The organism is Lentibacillus saliphilus, from assembly GCF_019093865.1.
GTDB classification, from domain to species: Bacteria; Bacillota; Bacilli; order Bacillales; family Amphibacillaceae; genus Lentibacillus_B; species Lentibacillus_B saliphilus.
This window is the reverse complement of record NZ_JABJXD010000002.1, coordinates 138,730-163,956: the sequence shown is the minus strand read 5'-3', so window position 1 is coordinate 163,956 and position 25,227 is coordinate 138,730. Positions and strand designations below refer to the sequence as shown.

The 25,227-nt window shown below is 42.8% G+C and carries 19 protein-coding genes; 2 read left to right on the top strand and 17 right to left on the bottom strand.

What is annotated here, in order from left to right:
* Positions 1–16: 16 nt before the first annotated feature.
* From fba to HPC67_RS05070, 14 genes are all read right to left on the bottom strand, one after another.
* Positions 17–880 (bottom strand): class II fructose-1,6-bisphosphate aldolase, encoded by an 864-nt coding sequence (gene fba / locus HPC67_RS05135; protein WP_217586388.1) that lies wholly within the window; start codon positions 878–880, stop codon positions 17–19.
* Between the two features lie 459 nt (positions 881–1,339).
* On the bottom strand, positions 1,340–1,711 hold the full coding sequence (locus HPC67_RS05130) for a response regulator (RefSeq protein ID WP_217586387.1): 372 nt from the start codon (positions 1,709–1,711) through the stop codon (positions 1,340–1,342).
* A gap of 238 nt (positions 1,712–1,949) precedes the next feature.
* Positions 1,950–3,551 (bottom strand): CTP synthase, encoded by a 1,602-nt coding sequence (pyrG, locus tag HPC67_RS05125; protein ID WP_217586386.1) that lies wholly within the window; start codon positions 3,549–3,551, stop codon positions 1,950–1,952.
* 183 nt (positions 3,552–3,734) lie between these two features.
* Complete coding sequence (gene rpoE / locus HPC67_RS05120; RefSeq protein ID WP_217586385.1) at positions 3,735–4,280, bottom strand: DNA-directed RNA polymerase subunit delta; 546 nt, start codon at positions 4,278–4,280, stop codon at positions 3,735–3,737.
* 202 nt (positions 4,281–4,482) lie between these two features.
* Positions 4,483–7,722, bottom strand: a complete 3,240-nt coding sequence (gene icmF / locus HPC67_RS05115; RefSeq protein ID WP_217586384.1) for a fused isobutyryl-CoA mutase/GTPase IcmF — start codon at positions 7,720–7,722, stop codon at positions 4,483–4,485.
* Positions 7,723–7,773: 51 nt separating this feature from the next.
* Positions 7,774–8,406 (bottom strand): TetR/AcrR family transcriptional regulator, encoded by a 633-nt coding sequence (locus HPC67_RS05110; RefSeq protein WP_217586383.1) that lies wholly within the window; start codon positions 8,404–8,406, stop codon positions 7,774–7,776.
* Positions 8,403–9,347, bottom strand: coding sequence for a methylmalonyl Co-A mutase-associated GTPase MeaB (meaB, locus tag HPC67_RS05105; protein WP_217586382.1), 945 nt, complete (start codon positions 9,345–9,347; stop codon positions 8,403–8,405). Before meaB ends, HPC67_RS05110 begins: the two co-directional genes overlap by 4 nt.
* Positions 9,348–9,398: 51 nt before the next feature.
* On the bottom strand, positions 9,399–10,538 hold the full coding sequence (locus tag HPC67_RS05100; RefSeq protein ID WP_217586381.1) for an acyl-CoA dehydrogenase: 1,140 nt from the start codon (positions 10,536–10,538) through the stop codon (positions 9,399–9,401).
* A 55-nt stretch (positions 10,539–10,593) separates the two neighbouring features.
* Positions 10,594–11,733, bottom strand: coding sequence for an acyl-CoA dehydrogenase (locus tag HPC67_RS05095; RefSeq protein ID WP_217586380.1), 1,140 nt, complete (start codon positions 11,731–11,733; stop codon positions 10,594–10,596).
* Between the two features lie 62 nt (positions 11,734–11,795).
* Positions 11,796–12,650: a 3-hydroxybutyryl-CoA dehydrogenase gene (locus HPC67_RS05090; protein ID WP_217586379.1), complete on the bottom strand. Its 855-nt coding sequence runs from the start codon at positions 12,648–12,650 to the stop codon at positions 11,796–11,798.
* 32 nt (positions 12,651–12,682) lie between these two features.
* Positions 12,683–13,870 carry an acetyl-CoA C-acetyltransferase gene (locus tag HPC67_RS05085; RefSeq protein ID WP_217586378.1) on the bottom strand — a complete coding sequence of 396 codons (1,188 nt, stop codon included), beginning with the start codon at positions 13,868–13,870 and terminating at the stop codon, positions 12,683–12,685.
* 281 nt (positions 13,871–14,151) lie between these two features.
* A complete protein-coding gene (locus HPC67_RS05080; RefSeq protein ID WP_217586377.1) occupies positions 14,152–16,263 on the bottom strand; it encodes a heterodisulfide reductase-related iron-sulfur binding cluster in 2,112 nt (703 codons plus the stop codon).
* A gap of 344 nt (positions 16,264–16,607) precedes the next feature.
* On the bottom strand, positions 16,608–18,278 hold the full coding sequence (gene argS / locus HPC67_RS05075) for an arginine--tRNA ligase (protein ID WP_217586376.1): 1,671 nt from the start codon (positions 18,276–18,278) through the stop codon (positions 16,608–16,610).
* A 31-nt stretch (positions 18,279–18,309) separates the two neighbouring features.
* Positions 18,310–18,732, bottom strand: a complete 423-nt coding sequence (locus HPC67_RS05070) for a YwiB family protein (RefSeq protein ID WP_217586375.1) — start codon at positions 18,730–18,732, stop codon at positions 18,310–18,312.
* A gap of 201 nt (positions 18,733–18,933) precedes the next feature.
* Between HPC67_RS05070 and HPC67_RS05065 the strand changes: the two genes are divergently transcribed.
* On the top strand, positions 18,934–20,991 hold the full coding sequence (locus HPC67_RS05065) for a transglycosylase domain-containing protein (protein ID WP_217586374.1): 2,058 nt from the start codon (positions 18,934–18,936) through the stop codon (positions 20,989–20,991).
* Between the two features lie 432 nt (positions 20,992–21,423).
* On the opposite strand, the gene HPC67_RS05060 is transcribed toward HPC67_RS05065, so the two are convergent.
* From HPC67_RS05060 to HPC67_RS05050, 3 genes are all read right to left on the bottom strand, one after another.
* Complete coding sequence (locus HPC67_RS05060) at positions 21,424–21,948, bottom strand: YwhD family protein (protein ID WP_217586373.1); 525 nt, start codon at positions 21,946–21,948, stop codon at positions 21,424–21,426.
* A gap of 103 nt (positions 21,949–22,051) precedes the next feature.
* Positions 22,052–22,546: a YwgA family protein gene (locus HPC67_RS05055; RefSeq protein WP_217586372.1), complete on the bottom strand. Its 495-nt coding sequence runs from the start codon at positions 22,544–22,546 to the stop codon at positions 22,052–22,054.
* Positions 22,536–23,852: an HD domain-containing protein gene (locus HPC67_RS05050; RefSeq protein ID WP_217586371.1), complete on the bottom strand. Its 1,317-nt coding sequence runs from the start codon at positions 23,850–23,852 to the stop codon at positions 22,536–22,538. The genes HPC67_RS05055 and HPC67_RS05050 overlap by 11 nt, the downstream gene beginning before the upstream one ends.
* Positions 23,853–23,968: 116 nt before the next feature.
* Here HPC67_RS05050 and HPC67_RS05045 point away from each other — a divergent pair, with 116 nt between their 5' ends.
* Complete coding sequence (locus HPC67_RS05045) at positions 23,969–24,826, top strand: lipoate--protein ligase family protein (RefSeq protein WP_217586370.1); 858 nt, start codon at positions 23,969–23,971, stop codon at positions 24,824–24,826.
* The last annotated feature ends 401 nt before the right edge of the window (positions 24,827–25,227 follow it).

Sequence of the window (25,227 nt, the reverse complement as noted above, 5' to 3'; positions counted from 1 at the left end):
CACATATCCTATCGATTTATGCTTTATTTGATGAACCAAATTCACGCATTTTACCAATCACTGTTTCTTCAATGGCTTCACGGCCAGGACCGAGATATTTACGTGGATCATATTGTTCAGGCTGTTCTTCAAGGACTTTACGAACCGCTTCAGCCTGTTTAATTTGGTTTTCAGTGTTAACATTGATTTTAGCTGTCCCTAGAGAGATTGCACGTTGAATGTCTTTTGTCGGAATGCCTGTCCCACCATGAAGCACGAGTGGCACATTCGTTAAATTCATGACCTCTTCCATGCGGTCAAATCCTAGGTTTGGCTCTCCTTTATATGGGCCATGAACAGACCCGAGTGCAGGTGCAAAGCAATCAACATTGGTTTCCTTCACGAGACGTTCACACTCAGACGGAATGGCATAGGCCTGTTCTGCATCATCAACGATAAGATCATCTTCTTGACCACCAACACGTCCTAATTCTGCTTCGACAGATACACCGTGAATATGAGCAAGTTCAACTACTTTTTTCGTAAGTGCAATGTTATCCTCTAACGGTTCTGCAGAGGCATCAATCATGACAGATGTGAATCCAGCGTGAATGGCCTCAGCACACGTTTTAAAGCTTGATCCATGGTCAAGATGAATCGCAACGGGTACAGTTATTTTATACGCCTCAATCAAAGCTTCTACCATGGCGACAACAACGTTAAAACCACCCATATATCTGCCGGCACCTTCTGACACACCGAGAATGACTGGTGACTGTTCTTTTTCGGCGGCCTGAAGAATCGCTTGAGCATACTCCAAGTTGTTCACATTAAATTGTCCGACTGCATATCCATTTTCTTTACCTTTTTCAAGCATTTCTTTCATGGAAACCAATGGCATGCTGCATCCTCCTTTTAGTTAAAAGCAATAATGAATTCATGTGATTCATACTACAAGAATACCAACTAAAGATTAAAGTGGCAACAAATTACCGTTCGTCTCGACCATTGATTTGTACACATTGTGAAGATGGACATGTTTTCTGTTTAAAGAGCCTGTGTCATAGCTTAAAGTTTAACGTAAAAAGACGAACATTGCTCAACATTAGCTTCAGAAAAACACGCACACTCTTCTGGGAGAAAGGCTAATATCGCAACGTCCTGTTACCAACACAAACACTAAACCGTCCTAGTTGTCGGTCGATTAATATCGGTGCGTCCTGCACCAACATCGACACTAAACCGTCCTGGTTGTCGGTCGAAGTGTGTTTCCGTGGCTGTATTATTTGGATTTTCATTTGATTAAGCGTCTTTTGTCCCAGCCTCTCTCCATAAGTATCGTACGATTCCATTGATAAAATTATGTATATGATTGCTGTATGATCTGATTAACGACTGTACAAATATGTTGAACATTAAAGGGCTTTGCAATAATTTCCTTTAAGTTAGATATATTTTTCAGGCTTTGGCTCATTTCTTCCGCTAGGCCGCTAATTAAAATTGCAGGTGTCTTATTTTGTTCTGCCTCAAGCTGCTTCAAGACTTCCACACCATCCATAACTGGTAGTTTATAGTCAAGAATGACAAGGGCGTACGATGTCTTACGAAGTGCCTCTAATGCTTCCTGTCCTGTTTCTCGTGTCGCCACCTTATAACCTTCATTAGCTAACACATCTTGAAGCAGCAGACGTATGCCCGGTTGGTCATCCACAACCAGTATATCTTTGTACATATATCATATGACCCCCTCTATACATTGATTATATCATTATTCGGGATACAATATGTAAAAACCTTCTTTTTAAAGAACGTTTTTACATTTAAGGGATAATCTACATTTATTGCTTTAAAGGAAATTTTTGCCGTTTTAGATCAAAAGACATAGACTAAACCTAGATCATAAGCATAAATAGCTAAGCAAAAAGACCCTAGCAATTTAATTCTGCCAAGGCCTTTTTCGTTCGTTATAGTTATTTATCGTTAACAATCGCGCCAATAAATCCTGCAAACAATGGGTGCGAACGTGTTGGACGTGATTTGAATTCTGGATGGAATTGACTTGCAACAAACCACGGGTGATCACTCAGTTCAATTGTTTCAATGAGACGACCATCAGGACTTGTTCCAGAAAAGACAAAACCTTTTCCTTCCATTTGTTCTCTATACGTATTGTTAAACTCGTAGCGATGACGATGACGCTCTTCAATCATATCTACATTCCCATAGGCGGCTTTCGTTTTCGTATGATCCTTGAGCATGCATGGATAGCTGCCAAGACGCAACGTACCACCCAAATCCGTAATGGCTTTCTGCTCTGGAAGTAGATCAATAACTGGGTGTGGTGTACGACGATCAATTTCACCTGAATGGGCACCTTCAAGACCGAGTACATTTCGGGCAAATTCCACTGTTGCCAGCTGCATCCCAAGACAAATGCCTAGGAATGGAATGCGGTGTTCACGCGCATAGCGAATGGCTGTGATCTTTCCTTCAACACCACGATCTCCAAATCCACCAGGAACGAGAATGCCGTCTACCTTTGAAAGTGCTTCTGTCATTGTACCTTCATCAAGGGTTTCAGCATTAATCCAGTGAACATTGATGTCTGTATCATACGGATAACCTGCATGCTTTAGCGCTTCGACAACAGACAAGTAAGCATCTGGTAATTCAACATATTTCCCCACAAGACCGATATTGACCGTTTTGGACAAATGCGTCACTTTTTCAAGCAAGCTCTTCCACTCTGTCATATCAGCTTCAGAGCACTCTAAATTCAAGTGGTCACAAACTAATTGATCTAGGTTTTGTTCTTGAAGTGCAAGTGGCACACGGTAAAGCGTGTCTGCATCACGCATTTCAATAACGGCATTTTCATTGATGTCACAGAACAAAGCGATCTTTTCTTTATTTTCGCGACTAATCTCTTGCTCAGTTCGGAGTACGATCGTATCAGGCTGAATACCAAGTGATCGCAATTCTTTTACACTATGCTGTGTCGGCTTTGTTTTCATTTCACCAGCAGCTTTAATGAACGGAACGAGCGTGCAATGAATGTACATGACGTTGTCCTTGCCGATATCACTCTTGATCTGCCTAATAGCTTCAAGAAATGGTAGTGATTCGATATCACCAACCGTACCACCGATTTCTGTAATGACGACATCTGCCTTCGTTGCTTGCCCAGCCCTAAAGACTTGTTCTTTAATTTCATTCGTTATATGGGGAATGACCTGTACGGTTGCACCAAGGTAATCACCACGACGTTCCTTTTTAATAACGCTAGAATATACTTTACCTGTTGTAATGTTGCTATATTTGTTCAAATTAATATCTATAAATCGTTCATAGTGACCAAGATCGAGATCTGTTTCTGCACCGTCCTCGGTTACAAACACTTCCCCATGCTGGTATGGGCTCATTGTGCCTGGATCAACGTTTAAATAAGGATCAAATTTTTGCAGTGTCACTTTAAGGCCACGATTTTTTAAAAGTCTCCCGAGTGAAGCAGCTGTAATACCCTTGCCGAGTGACGATACGACGCCGCCTGTAACGAAAATGTATTTGGTCATGTTTATTCCTCTCACTTTCCTATATAAAGTAATAATTGAGCGACATCTTTATAGTGTACACAAAATCTTCTATTACCAAACAACAAAGGCGCTCCCCCCTCATAGAAGGGGAAACGCCGTAGTGGTATCAATTTAAAGAGCCCAATAGGAATTGTAGCATAAAGCACCAAAAAGTCAAGATGCTTAATTGTCTTCTTCTTCCTCTTCTTCTTCCTCTACGTCATCTTCAAAGTCTTCGTCAAAATCTTCGTCTTCGTAGTCTTCAGTGTAGTCATCATCGTAAGGCGCGACATAGTCTTCATCCTCATCTTCATCGCCCTTGGCCAAATTGCGCGTTAATTCATCTATATCATCATCTACTGTATCTAAGTCCTGCTCATCTTCTTCAATAAGAGCAACTTCTTTAGCAGCAGCTTTCTTTTTCTTCGTCTTTTTCTTTTTCTTAGGTTCAGTTGTTATGATCTCATCAATTTGTTCAACTGGATACCAGCGTTTTAATCCCCACATATTTGAACCAATCGTTAAAAAGCGACCATCAACATTTAAATCCGTATAGAATTGCGCCAAACGATCATTACTGACGTCTTCCTTAAAACCTTTTATGGCTTTAATTTTGGCAAACACATCTTTAAAATCCATTGCCTTGCCTTCTTCTTGCAAAATCATCTCTGCCAGTTCAATCATTGAATATTTCTTTAGTTCTTCGTGGCCAACTGTTTTTAAGCTCACGGTCAAGCACTCCCTTTTCCTTATAAAATCTCAGGCATCTGTTCACCTGTATATCGCTTTTAGTTTATAAGACGTTCAGAACCATACCATACATTATAAACAAAGAGCAAGTGAATATGCCAGTAAAAAAAGCCTAGAAAAAATTCATCTCTTTCCAGGCTTCTTCAAATGCGTCATACATTGAAACATAAAGTTGTAATTGCTACATATTCCGGCGGTACTGTCCGCCAACTTCGTAAAGTGCCCGCGTAATTTGACCGAGACTGGCGACCTTAACGGTTTCCATTAGTTCAGCAAAAATATTCCCACCTGAGGAAGCCGTTTCTTTTAAACGCTCCAATGCAGCGTCTGTGTCTTTTGCGTGTCGTTCCTGAAACACGTTAAGTTCATAAATTTGTTGTTCTTTTTCCTCTTTTGAAGCTCGAGCAAGCTCCATTGCATTAATATCGTCTTCTGATGGTGGATTTGGATTTAAATACGTGTTAACACCAATGATCGGTAGTTCACCTGTATGTTTTTTGCCTTCATAGTATAAAGATTCTTCTTGAATTTTCCCGCGCTGATATTGTCGTTCCATAGCGCCAAGAACACCACCTCGATCGTTCATCCGCTCAAATTCCTGCAAAACCGCTTCTTCAACAAGGTCTGTTAGTTCCTCAACAATAAATGAACCTTGAAGCGAGTTTTCATTTTTCGTTAAACCGAGCTCGCGATTTATAATCATTTGAATGGCCATCGCGCGCCGAACAGAGTGTTCAGTTGGTGTCGTAATCGCTTCATCATAGGCGTTTGTGTGTAATGAATTACAGTTGTCCTGAATGGCAATTAACGCTTGGAGTGTTGTTCGGATGTCGTTAAAATCAATTTCCTGTGCATGTAATGAGCGCCCTGATGTTTGAATGTGATATTTAAGCTTTTGACTGCGTTCATCAGCGCCATATTTGTCTCGCATTGTAATCGCCCAAATTCGCCGTGCCACCCGTCCAATCACCGTATACTCTGGATCAAGACCATTCGAGAAGAAAAAGGACAGATTTGGTGCAAATTTGTTAATGTCCATTCCTCGACTTAAGTAATATTCCACATACGTAAAACCATTCGCTAAAGTAAAGGCAAGCTGAGTAATAGGGTTGGCGCCTGCTTCAGCAATATGATAGCCAGAAATAGACACCGAATAATAGTTGCGCACCTCGTTATCAATAAAGTATTGCTGAATATCTCCCATCATGCGAAGGGCGAATTCAGTTGAAAAAATACATGTATTTTGCCCTTGGTCCTCTTTCAATATATCTGCCTGCACAGTTCCACGGACGACTGAAATAGTTTGTGCTTTAATGGTGTCATATTCTGATGACGTCGGATTACGATCATGCTCGTGTTTGAACGTCTCTACTTGCTGGTCAATTGCCGTATTAAAAAACATCGCAAGAATAATAGGTGCTGGACCATTGATCGTCATGGACACCGATGTTTTAGGATCTGTCAAATCAAAACCTGCATAAAGCTTTTTCATATCTTCGAGTGTGCAAATGTTGACACCACTTTCGCCAACCTTGCCATAAATATCAGGACGATGTGCCGGATCTTCACCGTATAATGTAACGGAATCAAAGGCTGTAGAAAGCCGCTTTGCAGGTTCTCCTTTTGACAAATAATGAAACCGGCGATTCGTGCGATCAGGCGTCCCCTCACCAGCAAATTGACGTGTAGGATCTTCTCCCTTACGTTTAAATGGAAATACTCCAGCTGTAAACGGAAAAGCACCGGGCACATTTTCCCGCATTAACCAACTGAGACGTTCTCCCCAATCACTAAATTTCGGATATACAACTTTTGGTATCTTTAATCCGGCTAGCGATTCAGTTGTGAGCGCCATCGTTATGTCCTTATTACGAACCTTAAACGTCATCTCATCCTGTTCATAACGTGCTTTCGTTTCATCCCAGCTTTCAAGTAATTTTTTAGCACGCGGATGAAGCTGTTCTTCATATGTTGCGATCGCCTTGTCAAGCGCTTGAGATGCTTCCCCATTATCTAACGCTTCCTTAGCACCATTAAGCTGGTACAGTTTTCTAGCAACTTCACTTTGCGTCCTCGTATGGTTATGATACGCGCGCACGTGCTGGGCGATTTCGCGTAAATAATGACGACGCTCATTCGTAATAATTAAGTTTTGCTTTTCTGCAATGACATGTCTGTTAAAGTCAACCTTCTCTTTCCAGCCGTACCGTTCATTTAGCGTATCAATCATGCTTGCAAACAAGGCGTTTGTACCAGAATCATTAAATTGACTGGCAATCGTACCGAAAACAGGAAATGCCGCTTTATCCTGATGGAACAGCATGTGGCTACGTTCATATTGCTTACGTACTTGATTTAACGCATCCTCAGAGCCTTTTTGCTCAAATTTATTAATGACGATAAAATCGGCAAAATCAATCATATCTATTTTTTCAAGCTGTGTCGGCGCACCGAATTCTGCTGTCATCACATACATAGATAAATCCGTAATTTCAGTAATAGCAGCATCTCCTTGTCCGATGCCACTCGTTTCTACAATGATAAAATCGTAATTCGCTGCACGGACGACAGAGATGACATCCTCAATGGCTCGGGATAATTCAGAGCGCGAGTCTCTCGTCGCAAGCGATCGCATATAGACGCGATCAGTAAAAATAGCATTCATTCGAATGCGATCACCTAGAAGAGCCCCACCTGTTTTTCGTTTCGTTGGATCAACCGAAATAATCGCCACTTTTTTATCCGGTATTTCATGAACAAACCGGCGAATGATTTCGTCAGTCAATGAACTTTTACCTGAACCCCCAGTTCCTGTAATGCCAAGAACTGGCGCATCGTTTGATTGCGCTTTCAATTCTTTTAACACTTGATCGCGCCGTGCTTTATCCGTATCTTCATTTTCCATATACGTAATGTATCGCGCAACGGTCTGTCTGTCGCCTTGAGCGAGTTTTGTCTGATCACGCTCGAGATCAACTGGCGGCAGAAAATCACATAATTTTAGCATCTTATTAATCATTCCCTGTAGACCTAACTCCCGTCCGTCTTCAGGCGAAAAGATCCAAGCAATGCCATAGTCATGAAGTTCTTTAATTTCCCGAGGAATGATGACACCACCGCCACCACCAAACACTTTAATATGGTCTGCGCCTAATTCATTTAGGAGATCATACATATATTTGAAATATTCCACATGACCACCTTGATAAGATGAAATGGCAATGCCCTGTACATCCTCTTGAATCGCAGCGTGAACAACCTCTTCAACAGATCTATTATGCCCTAGATGAATCACCTCTGCACCACTCGATTGCAAAATCCGCCTCATAATGTTAATGGATGCATCGTGTCCATCGAACAAGCTAGACGCGGTTACAAAACGAACAGGATGAACCGGCTTATAAATCGTCGTATCTTGCATGAAAACCCCTCCCCATTCCAAACGTCTTTTTTATATTGTCCCTTCACCGCTTTAATTGACGGTTTTTGAATCAATGCCTAACGACTGAAAAAGATAGTGAATTTGCCGATCAATATACGCCTCGAGTGTAAATTGATTATGCAGCATCCACCGTCTAAACCCCCACATTTGTCCTTGTATAAAAATATTATTCGCAATAAGTGCAACATCACGCTTTGGTAGCTGATCAGGAACAGAAGCGACGATCACACGTTCAAGCATGCTGACCATGTCACGCTCTTTTTGAAGCACATATGATTTTGTATCTTTAGACAATGATTTCGCTTCTTGATACATAATCACAATTTCTTCCTGCATCTGATCCATTAAATAAAAGTAAGATGTCATCACACTCTTTAAATGACTCAAAGATGCATGCTCAAGATCGATCGTTGCTTCTAATCGTTCATGCACCTGTTCATAAATCGATTCACAGACGAAATAAAGAACATCTTCCTTCGTCCGAATATATTCGTAAAGTGTCCCGATGCTAAAACCACTTTCTTTGGCAATTTCACGCGTCGTTGTTTTATGAAATCCCTTTTCCTTGAAAAGCGTGAGTGCTCCTTTAATCATTTGGGCGCGACGTTTTTTTATAAGGTGTTCATCTTTAACAGATGATACAGTCATCTCGTTGTTGTTCATATGTCGCTTCCTCCATTATGCTTCCACTTTTCATAAAGCGCTTGTGCTAATTTGTACGGGTCTACTGTCTCTTGTTTGAAATAGGACTCAACCCGTTCTGTATCTAAAAATGCGCCTACATCACGCCAAATTTCTTCGCGTATTAATTCATGGACTTCGAGTGACAATTGATCAAGGCGCCGCTTTTGACCTGTATGTGTGTTGTACAGAAATGTGTGATGGGCTTCAATCGCTGTAATGAGCTGATCAATGCCTTTGTTTTCTGTCGCAACCGTCTTAATAATTGCTGTTTCATGCTCTGTTGTTGCTGTCGTCATGACAAGTTCTTTTAATAACGCTTTTAATTTCCCGAACCCTGGCAGATCAGCTTTATTAATCACAAACAGATCGGCTATTTCCATAATACCCGCCTTAAAAATTTGCAGGACATCGCCACTGTTTGGTGTCACGACAACCGCAGTTGTATCAACTATCTTCATAATATCGAGCTCTGATTGACCGACGCCAACCGTTTCTACTATCACAACATCAAACCCGAATGCATCACACAATCGAAGCGCATCCTTGGTCGCGCGTGCTAGGCCACCAAGACTCCCGCGTGTTGCCATACTACGAATAAATACCCCTTCATCGGTAAAATGTTGATGCATACGCACACGATCGCCGAGCAAAGCACCACCGCTAAATGGACTTGTTGGATCGACAGCAATGACGGCCACTGTTTTATTTTGTTGACGCAGCCTCGTGATGAGTCGATTCACGAGAGAGCTTTTTCCTGCACCAGGTGAGCCCGTTAACCCAACGAGGCGCGCATGGCCTTTGAGCTGGAACACATCACTTAATAAATCCAACTTATCAGGTACATCATTTTCGACCATTGTAATGGCTTTTGCTAATGCACGAATGTCTTTTTGTGCGATCCGTTCCACGATTGGGTGCATATTGCGACATCCTTTCTTCAATTATGACAACCACTTGTTCAATAAAAGATGTTATTTCGTCAGCATGCGACCGATGACGAGGCGTTGAATTTCATTGGTTCCTTCATAAATCTGGGTGATTTTTGCATCACGCATGTAACGTTCCACTGGATAGTCCTTCGTATAACCGTAGCCACCAAAAACTTGCACAGCTTCTGTTGTAACCCGCATCGCGGCATCACCAGCAAATAGCTTTGACATCGCTGACGCTTTACCATACGGAAGTCCTTCCGATTCAAGCCATGCCGCTTGATACGTTAATAGACGTGCTGCTTCAATATCTGTCGCCATATCAGCAAGCTTAAATGAAATGCCTTGATTATGAGCAATCGGCTTGCCGAACTGTTCACGTTCCTTTGCATATTCTACGGATGCATCGAGTGCCCCTTGCGCAATTCCGAGTGCTTGAGCAGCAATGCCATTTCGGCCACCGTCTAGCGTCGTCATTGCAATTTTAAAGCCGTCTCCTTCTGCTCCGAGTAAATTCTCCTTTGGAATTCGGCAATTCTCAAAGATCAGCTCTGTCGTTGGAGATGACCGGATCCCGAGCTTCTTTTCTTTTTTTCCGAAGCTAAAGCCTTCTGTTCCCTTCTCAACGATGAAGGCACTAATCCCTCTATGCTTTGCATCAGCATCCGTTTTGGCAAAAACAATATAAATATCGCCCACACCGCCATTGGTGATCCATACTTTGCTACCATTTAAAACATAGTCATCCTCATCTTTTTTCGCGATCGTTTTCATGGATGCGACATCACTTCCCGCACCAGGCTCAGATAGCGCATAAGCACCGAGGGCCTCGCCTGTCGCAAGTCGATAAAGGAATGTCTTTTTCTGTGCTTCATTGCCATATTTATAAATTGGCCAACTTGCGAGCGAGAGATGTGCTGATAGTGTTACGCCTGTTGACGCACAGACACGGGACAATTCCTCTACTGCGATCACATAGCTGACGTAATCTGAACCAATCCCCCCGTACTCCTCCGGCCAAGGGATACCGGTTAAACCGAGCTCCGCCATTTTGTCAAAAATATCTCTGTCAAAGCGTTCTTCTTCATCTCGTTCTGCTGCTGTCGGCTCAACTTCATTCTTTGCAAAATCACGCACCATTTTACGTAGCATCTCTTGTTCATCATTTAATTGAAAATCCATTTGACCCATCCCCCTTTTATTGACACCTTTTTAAATGCTGGTGACTGGCATCCCACTAAGACATTAAATGCTTGGCAATCACAATATGTTGGATTTCATTCGTACCCTCATAAATCTCACAAACCTTAGCATCGCGGAAAAAACGTTCCATCGGATAGTCTTCGGTATATCCGTAGCCACCGTATACTTGGAGTGCTTCAATCGCTGTTTTCCGGGCAACCTTTGAAGCGAACATCTTAGCCATTGATGCTTCCTTGCCTGAAGGAATATCGCGAGCCACCCGTGTTGCCGCATGATAGGTTAAGAGTTTTGCCGATTCGACCTCTGTCGCCAAATCTGCAAGCTTAAATAAAATGCCTTGGTTACGAGCGATCGGCTGACCAAATTGTTCTCGTTCTTTCGCATAGTCTGAAGCATGCTCCAAGGCCGCTTCTGCAATGCCTAATGATTGAGCGGCAATCCCAATTCGCCCAACATTCAAGTTGGCCATCGCAATTTTAAAGCCATCCCCTTCAGAGCCAAGCATTTGCGATTGATGAACACGGCAGCCGTCAAATGTGAGCTGTACAGTTTGAGAGCCGTGTAGCCCCATTTTCTTTTCTTGTTTGCCAATAGAAAGGCCTGGTGTATCCTTTTCTACAATAAACGCACTGACGCCTTTTCCACCAGCTATGTCACACGTTCGGGCAAAGGTAATGTATGTATCAGCCACACCGCCATTTGTAATAAATACTTTTGAACCGGATAGTACGTAGTCATCACCGTCTTTTTTGGCCCGCATCTTTAAATTGGCCGCATCAGATCCTGCACCAGGTTCTGTCAATGCAAAGGCACCGAGATAGTCACCCGTCGCGAGCTTTGGGACGTAATGCGCTTTTTGGGCTTCAGTCCCAAAATACAAAATCGGATTTGTCCCAACCGATGTATGGACCGATAAAATGACACCTAAGGCAGCACTTACTTTTGAAAGCTCGTGGATTGCAATGATGTAGGACGTAAAATCCATGCCACTTCCACCATACTTTTCAGGAATGGGAATACCCATTAAACCAAGGTCACCCATTTTTTGAATGAGTTCTTTTGGAAAACGGTCCTCACGTTCCATTCGCTCTACTTCTGGTGCGACTTCCTGTCTCGCAAAATCACGCACCATTTTTTGCATCATTTGTTGTTCATCCGTAAATGTCAGCTGCATGAATAAGCCTCCTATTCCTATCGAGCAGGAATGATATCGAATATAATTGAGCTTCTGTCGAATCAATCTTCATATTGGAAAAATCCGCGTCCTGATTTTTTGCCAAGCCAGCCTGCATGAACATACTTCCTTAAAAGCGGACATGGTCGGTACTTGCTGTCACCAAAGCCGTCATGTAAAACCTCCATAATGTAAAGGCATGTGTCGAGGCCGATAAAATCAGCTAAGGTAAGCGGCCCCATCGGATGGTTCATGCCGAGCTTCATAACCGTATCCACATCCTCTGGGGTAGCGACACCTTCGTACACCGTATAAATCGCTTCGTTGATCATCGGCATTAGGACCCGATTTGAGACAAAACCTGGTGAATCGTTAACCTCAACAGGCGTTTTGGAGAGTGCATGTGTCAATTGGTCAATTGCAGCGTACGTTTCATCACTCGTTTGCAAGCCGCGAATAATTTCGACAAGCTTCATAACTGGAACAGGATTCATAAAATGCATACCAATCACTTGCTCTGGACGTTGTGTTACTGCAGCAATCTCTGTAATTGGCAATGCTGACGTATTGGTTGCCAAAATCGCATGTGGTGGCGCGTGCTCATCTAAGGTCTGAAATACCTTTGTTTTAACGTCAATCTTTTCAACGATCGCTTCAATAACCACATCACATGTTTTAGCATCCTCTAACGCTGTTGAACCATTAATACGCTCCAAAGCGTCACTTTTTTCCTGATCCGTCAGCTTACCTTTTTCCACAGCACGAAGAAGGCGTTTCTCTATACCAGATAGACCCTTTTCAAGTGCGTTTTCATTCATGTCGTTGAGCAGAACGTTAAACCCCGATTGTGCACAGACCTGAGCAATGCCCGCTCCCATTTGTCCTGCGCCAACGACCATAATTGTGTTCATCTCCATCTTATATTTACCCCCTATTGTGTGATGTTGACTTACTGCTGAGGCACTTCGACCATTATGGCATCCCCTTGGCCACCACCACTACAAATCGCCGCAACACCAAGACCGCCCCCACGGCGCTTTAATTCATGAATCAATGTTAGAACGATACGTGCACCACTTGCACCAATTGGATGACCAAGTGCGACTGCGCCACCGTTAACGTTGATTTTTTCAGGATCTAGACCGGCAATTTGCCCACTTGCAAGAGAGACTGCAGCAAACGCTTCGTTAATTTCAAACAAATCGATTTGATCAACGGAATGACCTGTTTTTTTCAACAATTCGTTGATCACGAGTCCTGGTGTTTGCGGGAAGTCCTTTGCCTCCACAGCCACCTCAGCGTGACCAATAATTGTTGCAAGAGGGGTTTTCCCCTGCTTCTCTGCAACATCATCCCCCATGACGACAAAGGCACAGGCACCATCATTAACCCCAGGCGCATTACCAGCTGTAATGGTACCATCCTTATCAAAAGCTGGACGTAATTTAGCTAGTGCTTCTGGTGTCGTGTCATGTCTCGGTGCTTCATCCGTATCGACTACGATTGGATCACCTTTCCGTTTTGGAACTGATACTGGGACGATTTCATCAGCAAATTTCCCGTCTGCGATCGCTTTTATCGCCCGTTGATGACTGCGATAAGACCAATCATCTTGAGCTTCTCTTGATACATTAAATGCCTCTGCTGTGCTGTTACCATATGTGCCCATGTGCACACCGTTAAAGGAACAGGTCAATCCGTCATGAATCATCATATCTTTGACAGATTTATCACCCATACGGTTCCCCCAGCGTGCATCAGGTAAGAAATACGGCGCATGAGACATACTTTCCATGCCACCAGCGACGATCGTGTCCTCTTCCCCAAGTCTGATGAGTTGGTCAGCCAGTGTAAGACTGCGCATGCCTGACGCACATACTTTATTGATCGTTTCAGTTTTAACAGACCATGGGAGACCTGCAGCACGTGCAGCTTGACGAGATGTTATTTGTCCTTGACCACCTTGTAGCACATGTCCCATAATCACTTCATTCACGCTGTCGCCACTGATTTCAGCACGATTGACCGCTTCCTCAATTGCCTTTCCACCTAACTCGGCTGCTGTTAAAGACTTTAAAGCACCACCAAATTTTGCAAATGGGGTTCGAGCTCCTGACACAATGACTGTTTTACGCATTCATCCTCATCCTTTCAAATGTCATATCTTTTGTTCACGCATCGTTTTAAAGAGCATCTCCGTAGATGTATTCATCCCGCCAATGAAATCGCTTTCGAAAGACTGATTGAACGTTCGCTCAGGTGATGGTCTTAAGAATGAGAGGCTACGTGTGACCCCTCTCATTCTTGTATTCTATCATAACGAAAATGTATGACCAATTTCTTTTTAGAAACGATTTTACAACCATAATCTACGTTTCAAAAAAACAGTTTGAATTTTTCTTTAATCAGTTACGATCGTTAAGCTGGTTGTTTTTCCGTTTCAACGAGTACAGATAAGGCGAGAATTTCTGCGACGTCCATCGTACTAATATCTTCTTCTACTTCTTTAGCCTTTGTGCCGTCACTAAGCATCGTGAGACAGAATGGGCAAGCGCTGGATATCATTTGTGGCTTTACAGCGAGCGCCTGCTCAGTCCGAGCGACATTAATCCGATGCCCCGTCGTTTCTTCGGCCCACATAAGGCCACCACCAGCGCCACAGCACATACCATTTTCCTTTGTTCGATCCATCTCAACAAGTTCTAATCCTGGTATTGCCGTGAGAATCTCGCGTGGTGGGTCATACACACCGTTATAGCGTCCCAAATAACATGAGTCATGGTACGTTAGGCGCTGATTAATCTCCTGCCGCGGCTTCAGCTTACCAGTTTTCACAAGGTCATAGAGAAGCTGCGTATGATGTAGCACCTCTGCTTCAAAGCCTAAATCCGGATATTCATTTTTAAAAATGTTATAAGCATGTGGATCAATCGTAACAATTTTCTTCACGTCATGCTTGTTAAATTCCTTAATGTTCTTCTCGGCAATTTCTTGAAAAAGAAATTCATTTCCGATTCGGCGTGCCGTATCACCGGAGTTTTGTTCTTTGTTACCGAGAATGGCAAAGCTGACACCCGCTTCATTCAGCAACTTCGCAAATGCTAGGGCAATTTTTTGGCTTCGACTATCATAGGCCCCCATTGAACTGACCCAAAATAAATACTCGAAAGATTTGTCTTCTTTTTTCAGTTCTTTGACAGTCGGAATGTAAGCTGATTCATCCTCATCACGCCATTTGATCCGATCTTTTTTCGAAAGCCCCCAAGGGTTGCCTTGACGTTCAATATTCATAACAGCGCGTTGAATATCGGAATCCATCTTCCCTTCAGTCATAACGAGATAACGGCGCATATCAATAATCGTTCCGACATGCTCATTCATGACCGGGCAAGCGTCTTCACAGTTGCGGCACGTTGTACAGCCAGCCAATTCTTCCTCTGTGATGACATCACCAATCATTTGGATCGTTTCCATACCAGCTGCAGCTTCTCCAGTTCCTGTTGCCGCTAAGTTGCCTTGTGTTTGACGGAAGGCATATGTCGGAACCCATGGTGATTTCCCCGTAATTGCAGCACCTTTTTCAGTTAGATGGTCGCGTAATTTCACCATAATGTCCATTGGTGACAGCATTTTTCCGGTACCGGATGCTGGACAGACATCTGTACATCTTCCACATTCAACACATGCATAAAAGTCCAGCATCTGGAATTGTTCGAAGTCCTCAACCTTTCCAGCACCAAATGAAATATCTGCTTCATCTCCGTCTTCCATATCATCTAAATCAAAGTTAAGCGTCTTGAGCTTACCTGGAACACGCTTAGATAAAAACACATTAATCGGTGCTGCAATGAGATGCGCATGCTTCGATTGTGGGACGTAAACGAGAAACGCCAAAAGGGTCAAAGTATGTATCCACCAGAAAACAAAGAACATCACCATTGCAGACGTTTCACCTAACCAGCCAAAGCTCATCGCAATAACACTAGCCACTGGCTCTGTCCACGCTGGATCATGCCCGTGCCAAATGAGCGCCATCCCATTGCCGAGAAGTACGGATAACATGAGTGTTCCGATAAACAGCAGAACGAGACCCGCTTTAAAACCACGCTTAAGACGCACAAGCTTTTCAATATAACGACGGTAAAAAGCCCATACGACGGCTACAAGAATCATGAGCGTGACAAGCTCTTGAAAAAATGTAAATCCAGGATAAAGTGGACCAAATGGCAAATGTTTACCTGGGGCCAAGCCTTTGACGATCATATCAATGGCTCCAAATTGCACAAGGATAAACCCATAAAACATCATGACATGAATGATACCGGATTTTTTATCCTTTAACAGCTTTGATTGACCGAATACGATCGTGCCCACTTTTATCAATCGTTCTTTGATTTCTCCGTCAAACTTAGATGATTGTCCAAGCTTCATATAAGCGAGTCTTGTCGCTATAACTCTCCCAAACAAATAAATACCATACAGCGCGATGACAATGAACGCACCTAAATTAACTGTTAAAAATGTATCCATCCCCGCTCCCCCTTTGTACTCAGTCTATCAATAAGGTTATAAAGATATGATAGCCCTTTCATTATTACAAAAACAAACACTTTTTCATTTTCCCCTATGTACTACTTTAAATGATGAATGATCATTCAGTCAACTCAAACATTATCTTTATGATGGAAGATGGTCCACTTTTTTTGAACAAAGATACAATAAATAGACCGACTGGTTTAGCGACATATTGATCAGCAAACCGGTCGGTCATATATTACGAATATTTAACGTTTAACCAGAAAAAGGCACAAGGCTGTACACTGGTTCAGACAACTTAATTCCCATTTCATTTATAAAAGTGCCCGAAAGAAGTGTTACATTTGCTCTGGTGCGCGAACACCGAGTAACTTCAGCGCATTGGCGATTGTAATTTTAACAGCCTTCATAAGGGCAATACGTGCACTGGTCAATTCCAGATTGTCACCGTCAAGCACCTTTTCAGCGTTATAGAAGCTGTGTAAGGCAGATGCTAAATCAAATACATACTGGGTTAGGCGTTGTGGTGCGGCTTTCTCTGCTGCCTCAGCAATCACTTGTGGAAACGCACCTAGCTTTGTAAGTAAATCAAGCTCCTTATCAGCCGTTAAAAGAGAGGCATCAAAAGCGCCATCCACTTCAAATCCTTTATTCTTAGCCTGCTTCAACATCGTAGATATGCGCGCATGGGCATATTGAACATAATAAACTGGGTTTTCGTTAGACTCTGAACGTGCCAGTTCTACATCAAAGTCAAGCTGAGATTCGTTAGAACGCATCACAAAATAATAACGCACAGCGTCAACTCCTGCGGCACCAATGAGCTCACGGAGCGATACGGCCGTACCAGCACGTTTACTCATTTTGACGCGCTCACCTTTTTCTACAAGATTGACCATCTGAATAATTTTGACGTCAAACTTTTCAACTGGATAGCCAAGCGCCTGAATGGCAGCACGCATGCGGGGAATGTAGCCGTGATGATCTCCGCCCCATACGTTAATAATTTTGTCGTAACCACGGTCGTATTTATATTGATGATACGCAATATCAGGTGTTAAATACGTATAATTACCGTCCTGTTTAATGAGCACGCGGTCTTTGTCATCACCGAATTCAGTTGATTTCAGCCAAACAGCGCCATCCTTTTCATACGTATATTCCCGCTCCTTCAATACGTCAAGAGCAGCTTCTATTTTTCCATCATCATATAAGCTTTGTTCAGAAAACCAACGATCAAAATGAACACGAAATTCGGCAAGGTCTTCTCTAAGCTTGTTCAATTCAAATTTTAAACCATAAGATTTGAAGAAAGCGAGGCGTTCGGCTGGATCAGCTTCAATCCATTTATCACCATGTTCTTGATAAAGCGTATTGCCGATATCAATAATGTCGTCGCCTCGGTAGCCATCCTCAGGAATTTCCATATCCACGCCATGCGCTTGGAAATAACGAGCTTCGACTGAACGGGCAAGGTTATCAATTTGGTTACCTGCATCGTTAATGTAATATTCACGGTCAACCTTATGGCCTGATGCGTCAAATAAGTTGCAAAGCACATCACCAAAAGCCGCATGACGCGCATGGGCCACGTGCAAATCACCAGTTGGATTAACCGAAACAAACTCGACTTGAACACGCTGGCCTTCACCAGTATTCGTGCGACCATAATCTTCTCCGGCCTCAAGCACTGTCGCAACAATATCACCAAGATAGTCCTGTTTCATGAAAAAATTAATAAAGCCTGGTCCAGCAATATCAACCTGTTGAATTGACGCACGACTCTTATCGAGATGGCTTACGATATCTTCAGCGATTTGACGTGGCGCTTTTTTAGCAACACGCGCAAGCTGCATCGCGATATTCGTTGCAAAGTCTCCGTGCGCTTTTTCCTTTGGTGTTTCAAGTACAATACTCGGCATGTCTGCCTCAGCAACCAGTCCTGCATTAAGAACGGCTTGAGCGATTGCTTGTTTTAATGTTTCTTCTGTTTGGGCCAATATATTCATGATGGTGCCTCCTTAGTTATGTCAGTACACATCAATGGTGAGTCACTGATGTGTGATGATCTTTTATCGAAACGTCCAATTGCTGCTTACGTGGTTCCTGTCCATTCAATTTAACAGTATAGTAAACGGATAAATGACCACGCTCCGTGTCATAATTGATAGCATCTGTCCATGTTTCCATATGTATCGTCACATACGGGTGACGCAACACATTCTCAGTGGATTGTTTGTGTTTGAACTGCTGGTGCATCGTTAAGGCGCCCGTACGTTTTATGCTCACTTTATCTGCCTGAATCGTCATCATATTTTGGATGGTGCCATCATCCGTCTTTTCTTCAAACATAATCACATCCGTTGCACCTTTTCGATAAAGATCTCCTATTGCGTGTGTCGTATGATATTCCACTTGATCCTGGTCCTCTACCGCTGTTCGCAGTTCAATGGATACCTTCATCTTTAAGCCTCTCCTACATACGTATAATACCCTATTATAACGACAATCCCCTCTTATAATCAATCACTATTCATATTTTTAGCATGATGTGTTTAATTATGTCGATGTTTTCCCATACTGTTAAAAAATAACGCTTCGTAACACAACCGATTTTGTATTCAATTCATTTCGTTTTACGACAAACTGGTGGGGATAATAACAATGAAATCCATACTGATCAAAGGCATAAAATTCTTCATTCCAGCACTGATCTCAATTGGCATTATTGCCATGGCAGGTATCTATTTGCTTAGCTTTATACTCGGTCCGCCAGACCTATCAAAGGCACAAACGACGATTTATTATAGTAAAAGTGGTGATGTCATTGGGCAAGAGCAAGGGCTTGAACAGGGATATTATGTTCCAATTGACGACATCTCACCTCATATGATCGATGCCATTATCGCTTCGGAGGATCAGCATTTCTTTGATCACGGTGGCTTTGATTTAAAGCGCATATTCGGTGCGGCGCTTACTGATTTAAAGACAATGTCTTTAAGAGAAGGCGCCAGCACGATTACACAGCAATATGCCCGAAATTTATTTTTATCACATGAAAAAACATGGAAGCGAAAAATAAGTGAGGCATTTTACACGGTCCGCCTTGAAATGCATTATGATAAAGAAACAATTCTTGAAGGGTATTTAAATACGATTTACTTTGGTCATGGTGCTTATGGTATTGAAGCAGCAAGTCAACATTTTTTCAACAAAACAGCCGAAGAGCTTACACTAGCTGAGGCAGCCATGCTCGCTGGCATTCCGAAAGGACCAACGTACTATTCTCCATTCAACGATTTTGATAAAGCGAAACAGCGCCAGCAACGCATCTTACAGCATATGTACGATGAAGAGATGATCTCTGAGCAGGATCAATTCTTAGCCAAGTGGGCACAACTGTCTTTTAATGACTCACAAGACACAGTTGAGAAGCGATTTGCCCCCCACTTTTTTGACACAGCCCTACTAGAAGCCGCACATATATTAAATATGGATCCGGAGCTTGTCCGTTCATCGGGCTATCATATCTACACCACACTTGAAGAGACGTTACAAAAGACGCTTGATTCAACGGTTCAAAACACAGTGGCAAAAGATAGCGATATTGAAGTAGGTGCTATCGCAATGTCTCCGGAAACAGGAGGCATTCAAGCGCTCGTTGGCGGTCGTTCGTACGAGGATAGTCAATTTAACCGCGCAATTCAGGCGAAGCGAATGCCTGGTTCAGCCTTTAAACCGATTTTATATTATGCTGCACTCGAGCATGGCTACAATGCAAAAACACGTCTCATTAGTAAACCTACCGCCTTTAAGCTTGATAACGGTGAGGTTTATCAGCCGAGTAATTTCAACGATTACTATGCATATGAGCCAATCACGCTGGCACAGGCATTAGCTGTCTCTGACAACATTTTCGCGGTAAAAACCAATTTATTTATTGGAACAGATGCCTTAATTGAAGCGGCCCACCGTTTTGGTATCGAACGAGAGCTGCCTGAGGTACCGTCACTCGCACTTGGTACGGCAAGTGTATCGATGGCAGATATGACAACAGCCTATAGCCGGCTTGCTAACGGTGGAAAAGCTGTCGATGCCCATACAATCCAAAAAATTGTCTCTCAGGATGGAAAGACTGTGTTCGAACGGGACGTGAACGATGATACTCTTACTACTGTACTCGATCCCAAGAAAGCATTTATTTTAACACAGCTTATGACAGGCATGTTTGATACAAGTTTAAATGGTCATATGACCGTTACAGGCGCAGATATTGCGCATGAATTAACACGTGAATATGCGGGCAAATCGGGTTCAACCGAATCAGATCGGTGGATGCTTGGGTTTAGTCCCAATATCGTTACCGGTGTCTGGAATGGTTACGATGACAACCGCACAATCGACCGAGTCGCAGAATCAGGGTATGCAAAAGACATTTGGGCTAATTTTATGGAGCGTGCTCATGAAGGTAAGCCTGTAGCATCTTTTGAAAAGCCAGAAGGGATCATTAGTTTAAACATTGATCCGAATAGCGGCTTACGTGCCACACCTTACTGTGATACAAGTCGCGTGATGTATTTCGAAAAAGGAACAGAGCCGCAGCAATACTGCACCCAACATATGCCTAGTGATGAGCTTGATATACCTCATCCACGTGACGAGGTCGACGATGATAAGAAAGGTGTTTTTGAAAAATGGTTTGATATACTATTTGGATTGTAATGGAGGACGTGGTGCTATGGTGCGCTACGTCACATAGTGCGGGAGCAAGGCCACTGAATACAAGCGCGGGCTCGCCGATTTTTCATGCGGTTCCGCCGATTCCAAGCACGGGATTGCCGATTCTTAACGCAGTTCCGCCGATTACGAGCGCGTACTTGCCGATTTCGACGAGACTCCGCCCATACACCAGCCAATTCCATCAAACGTAAAGAAGCCGACGAGCATGTGGTGTCCGTCCACAAGCTCTGTCGGCTTCTTTAGTGTCCTAGTAAAACATGAGTAGCCCATGTATGTTCATTCTACAAAGTTCTCTCATGAACTTCAACATTTTCGATAATTATTCATAATTCGTTCACAATTTAGCCAAAATTAATCTTACGTTCATCGTTTAACGTAAGACCAAACACTTTAAAACTCAATAAGGACAGTACGTTACTTAGCTAATGCCTGCTTCAACTCATCCGTCGAATTAAGCCACATGGCCGCATCGAATTCCTCTAAAAAGTCCCGGAGCAATGATTTGGAATGATCGTCCATGCGGTCAACAACAATTTTGCCCTTTAACGATTTCTCCATATTGGTGACGTGCTCTGCCATTGATTTAAATGCGCGCTTGTTTGGTTTATCGACTAATAGCTCACTTGCACCAACACCGGCATAATATGGGCCATGTTCTCCCGTTTCAACAGTTACCCACACGATCCAATACTGCTTTGGATCAGGCACCTCACTCTTGTCTTGCACATATTTCACACGTCGCTCAAGCTCACTACGTGCATGCATCGCCGCCATATCTACATACGCTTTATTCTCATTAGGGTCGACGATGACCGAAGACATATTTTCAAGACTGATTGATCCAGCGCCATAGCCTCCGTGGCCATCAGTCGAATCGTCCTTTACAATCGTAAATGACTGTGCTCGCTTTTTTTTATCAGAAGATTGATCTGCACTCATAAAAGGATCCTCCTTCAATCGTTTAATTGCCATTTATTGTAGCACATATCATTTATGTGATTCACATATATGCTCATATCATTTAAATAACCATTAGGGACAGCTATTGAACTAATTTATCAATCAACGACCACGCTTCGGCAAATTCTTTGTCATTATATTTTTGTTTTGGTTTTACAATGTGAACCTTTTGCTGAACCTCATGTCTTGATAGATCTTGGAAATAAAGCATTGTTGCTACAAGCTCTAAAAAACGCGAGCTTTTTCCTTGGAGTAATTCAACGTAAGGGTGGAGGTCAGGCATGTCCAGAGGAAATTGCTCTAGAAAAGCTACCCCGTCTGATGTCATTGTATACTGATATTGCACATAATTACTTTTCTCCATTTTATCCTCAGTAATAAAACCGAGGTTACATAATTCTTCCATTCTAAGAGACAGTTCTTCAGAGTATGGGCCGAATTTATGAAACGCAAATTTCTCTTCAAACGGCACACCACAAGCTTGTAAAATATAAATCATTTTTTGCAACTTTTTTCTACCTGCAACCACTTTGATGTCTGAAAAAAATTGCATTAACTTAACATGATTACTCAGCATCAGTGACAGCTCCTTGTCCATTCAATATGTTCTTAATTCGGAGTAGCGTCTCCGAATGATCTGCTTGATCAAGCATGTCCATTGGAAAATATAACTTATGATCAGTCCGCTTCTTCCCTGAAATTGATTCAACAATGTCGGATTGACGAGACAATTCCTTCAAATCCCCAGTTGGCATCAAGAGATGAATGGGTAAACGCTCCTCTTCTTCACCAGGGCGATAAAAATCGTACGGCAGATCTGATGACGAATCAACTACGAGATAATAGTCTGGATCGATGCCAGTCTCACGGAATAACGCATGTAATTCCATCCATGCTTCCATTTGTTTGTTCGGATTAAACTCAATATATTTAAATAAACGGCGGTTCATAAACCGTTCACAGAGATCACTTAGAATCGCGTCATCCTCATCCTGCCACACTTGAAAATAATAATATACAATGGCTTCGTCGAGCTTCAAATAAGCATCCAAATCTGCTTTCCCTTTAAAAAACGACATAAAATGAGTAGGGGCCACCTTAAACGTATATCCGATGTCATATAAGTGCCTAACTCTCTTAAATATCTTTGACAAAATGACTTCCGCACTGCGCGTAACAGGGTGGAAATACACTTGCCAATACATTTGATAACGACTCATAATATAATCTTCAACTGCATGCATACCCGTTGCTTTAATGACGACTTGATCTTCGATTGGGCGCATCACCCGCAAGATCCGTTCCATATCAAAATGACCATAGCTGACACCTGTAAAATAAGCATCGCGCTGTAAATAATCCATCCGGTCAGCATCAATTTGGCTCGAAATCAGACTCACAACGAGCTGATCAGAATACGTTTTGGCGATGACATCAGCGACATCCTGGCTAAATCCTGGTGCAACACGCTCAAGAATGTCATGAATATATGTATCTCCCAATATGATATCTTGGGTGAACTGTTCATGATCTAATTTAAACACCTTTTCAAACGAATGGGAAAATGGTCCATGCCCGAGATCGTGAAGTAACGCGGCACAAAGACTGAGCAGCCTTTTTTCTTCGTTCCAATGCGGGCGATCACGGAAATTATAAATGATACGACGAACGATCTCATAGACACCGAGTGAATGATTAAACCGGCTATGCTCAGCACCGTGAAATGTTAAATTCGTCGTCCCTAGCTGCTTTATGCGCCGCAAGCGTTGAAATTCAGGCGTGGCAATCAAATCCCAAATGACGCGATCTTTCACATGAATATAACGATGGACAGGGTCTTTGAATACTTTTTCTTCACTCAATTGCTCATCTTTATATGCCATTGGTTTCAACCCGTTTCTTTTAGACGATTTTAATATAGTATATAATAGAAACACATATAGAAAAAGGGGCTCTTATAACAAACTATTTATCGAGTCAGGAAAGGTCTAAAAATAAGATGGTACATTTACATTCATCTATTAAACCCAATCATACATATCGCTGGTTAGACCATACGGATGTTGACACTATTTATGAAACGCCAAATACAGCGCTGGCGTCTTTTGCCATTGATGATGCATTGGCAACAGCGGTGAGTAAAGGCGCTTCACCCGCAGCAGCGCGCTTATGGGCGCACGATAATACGATTGTACTAGGCATTCCTGATGCGCGTCTTCCAAACATTAGCGCAGGAGTAAAACATCTCAATGAGCATGGTTTTCAGGTCATCGTCCGGAATTCAGGTGGACTTGCTGTCGCGCTTGATGATGGTGTGCTGAATATATCGCTTGTATTGCCTGATGCCAAGCACGTGTCCATAGACGATGGGTATCACATGATGGTTAAGGTCGTAAAAAATATGTTCGCTGATGTAACAGACGCCATTGAAGCGTATGAAATTGTTGGATCCTATTGTCCAGGTGATTATGATCTCAGTATTCAAGGGAGGAAGTTTTCTGGCATTTCACAACGTCGAATTCGCAATGCCGTTGCTGTGCAAATTTATTTGGACATTTTCGGAGATAGCTTGAAGCGCGCGGCTTTAATTCGTGATTTCTATAACATTGCACTAAGCGATGCACCGACTACATTTACTTATCCAGCAATCGATCCACGTGTGATGGCTTCGCTCAATGAACTGCTGAACATACATCTAACAATTGCTGATGTTAAAAAACGCGCGGAAGACACGCTCTCACAAATGGGTACGGTGACAACCCTTCAGCAAAACAATGCATTTGAACGTCAAATTTTCGAAAAACGTTATGCACAAATGTGTCAAAGAAATGCAGATATTTTGGCGATGCAAGACTGATTATGAGGCTGGGACAAAAGAAGTTTTATCAAATGAAGAGCCGAACAATACGACCGCTCTGGAAATATACTTCGCGACCGACAAACACGATGTTTTAGTGGCGACGTTGGTCACAGGACGTGACCGAACTTAGTCGGCCGCGGGCTAACAGGAGGTTAGTCGTTCGATGTTGGCGCAGGACGCGCCGAATTTAATCGAACATCCCCTCGGTTAGCCTCGGGCCAACAGGACGTTGGTCATGAAGGCGTGGCGATTGTCGTCGCGACTTTAGCCTTCCTTCCCTAACGCACTGCGGGGTCTAACCTATGCCTTTCCTCCCGCCGGAGTCCACGTATATTTCCGGAGCTGATATAGAGCATTGTTCGTCTTTTGAGGTAAACTTTAAGTAATGTCCCAGCCTC

Coding starts and splice junctions, on each gene's coding strand:
- HPC67_RS05100 (WP_217586381.1), bottom strand. CDS start 10,538: ATGGATTTTCAATTAAATGATGAACAAGAGATGCTACGTAAAATGGTG.
- pyrG (WP_217586386.1), bottom strand. CDS start 3,551: ATGACCAAATACATTTTCGTTACAGGCGGCGTCGTATCGTCACTCGGC.
- HPC67_RS05095 (WP_217586380.1), bottom strand. CDS start 11,733: ATGCAGCTGACATTTACGGATGAACAACAAATGATGCAAAAAATGGTG.
- meaB (WP_217586382.1), bottom strand. CDS start 9,347: ATGCACCCAATCGTGGAACGGATCGCACAAAAAGACATTCGTGCATTA.
- fba (WP_217586388.1), bottom strand. CDS start 880: ATGCCATTGGTTTCCATGAAAGAAATGCTTGAAAAAGGTAAAGAAAAT.
- HPC67_RS05045 (WP_217586370.1), top strand. CDS start 23,969: ATGGTACATTTACATTCATCTATTAAACCCAATCATACATATCGCTGG.
- icmF (WP_217586384.1), bottom strand. CDS start 7,722: ATGCAAGATACGACGATTTATAAGCCGGTTCATCCTGTTCGTTTTGTA.
- HPC67_RS05060 (WP_217586373.1), bottom strand. CDS start 21,948: ATGAGTGCAGATCAATCTTCTGATAAAAAAAAGCGAGCACAGTCATTT.
- HPC67_RS05050 (WP_217586371.1), bottom strand. CDS start 23,852: ATGGCATATAAAGATGAGCAATTGAGTGAAGAAAAAGTATTCAAAGAC.
- HPC67_RS05085 (WP_217586378.1), bottom strand. CDS start 13,870: ATGCGTAAAACAGTCATTGTGTCAGGAGCTCGAACCCCATTTGCAAAA.
- argS (WP_217586376.1), bottom strand. CDS start 18,278: ATGAATATATTGGCCCAAACAGAAGAAACATTAAAACAAGCAATCGCT.
- HPC67_RS05130 (WP_217586387.1), bottom strand. CDS start 1,711: ATGTACAAAGATATACTGGTTGTGGATGACCAACCGGGCATACGTCTG.
- HPC67_RS05080 (WP_217586377.1), bottom strand. CDS start 16,263: ATGGATACATTTTTAACAGTTAATTTAGGTGCGTTCATTGTCATCGCG.
- HPC67_RS05055 (WP_217586372.1), bottom strand. CDS start 22,546: ATGCTGAGTAATCATGTTAAGTTAATGCAATTTTTTTCAGACATCAAA.
- HPC67_RS05065 (WP_217586374.1), top strand. CDS start 18,934: ATGAAATCCATACTGATCAAAGGCATAAAATTCTTCATTCCAGCACTG.
- HPC67_RS05070 (WP_217586375.1), bottom strand. CDS start 18,732: ATGAAGGTATCCATTGAACTGCGAACAGCGGTAGAGGACCAGGATCAA.
- HPC67_RS05090 (WP_217586379.1), bottom strand. CDS start 12,650: ATGGAGATGAACACAATTATGGTCGTTGGCGCAGGACAAATGGGAGCG.
- HPC67_RS05110 (WP_217586383.1), bottom strand. CDS start 8,406: ATGAACAACAACGAGATGACTGTATCATCTGTTAAAGATGAACACCTT.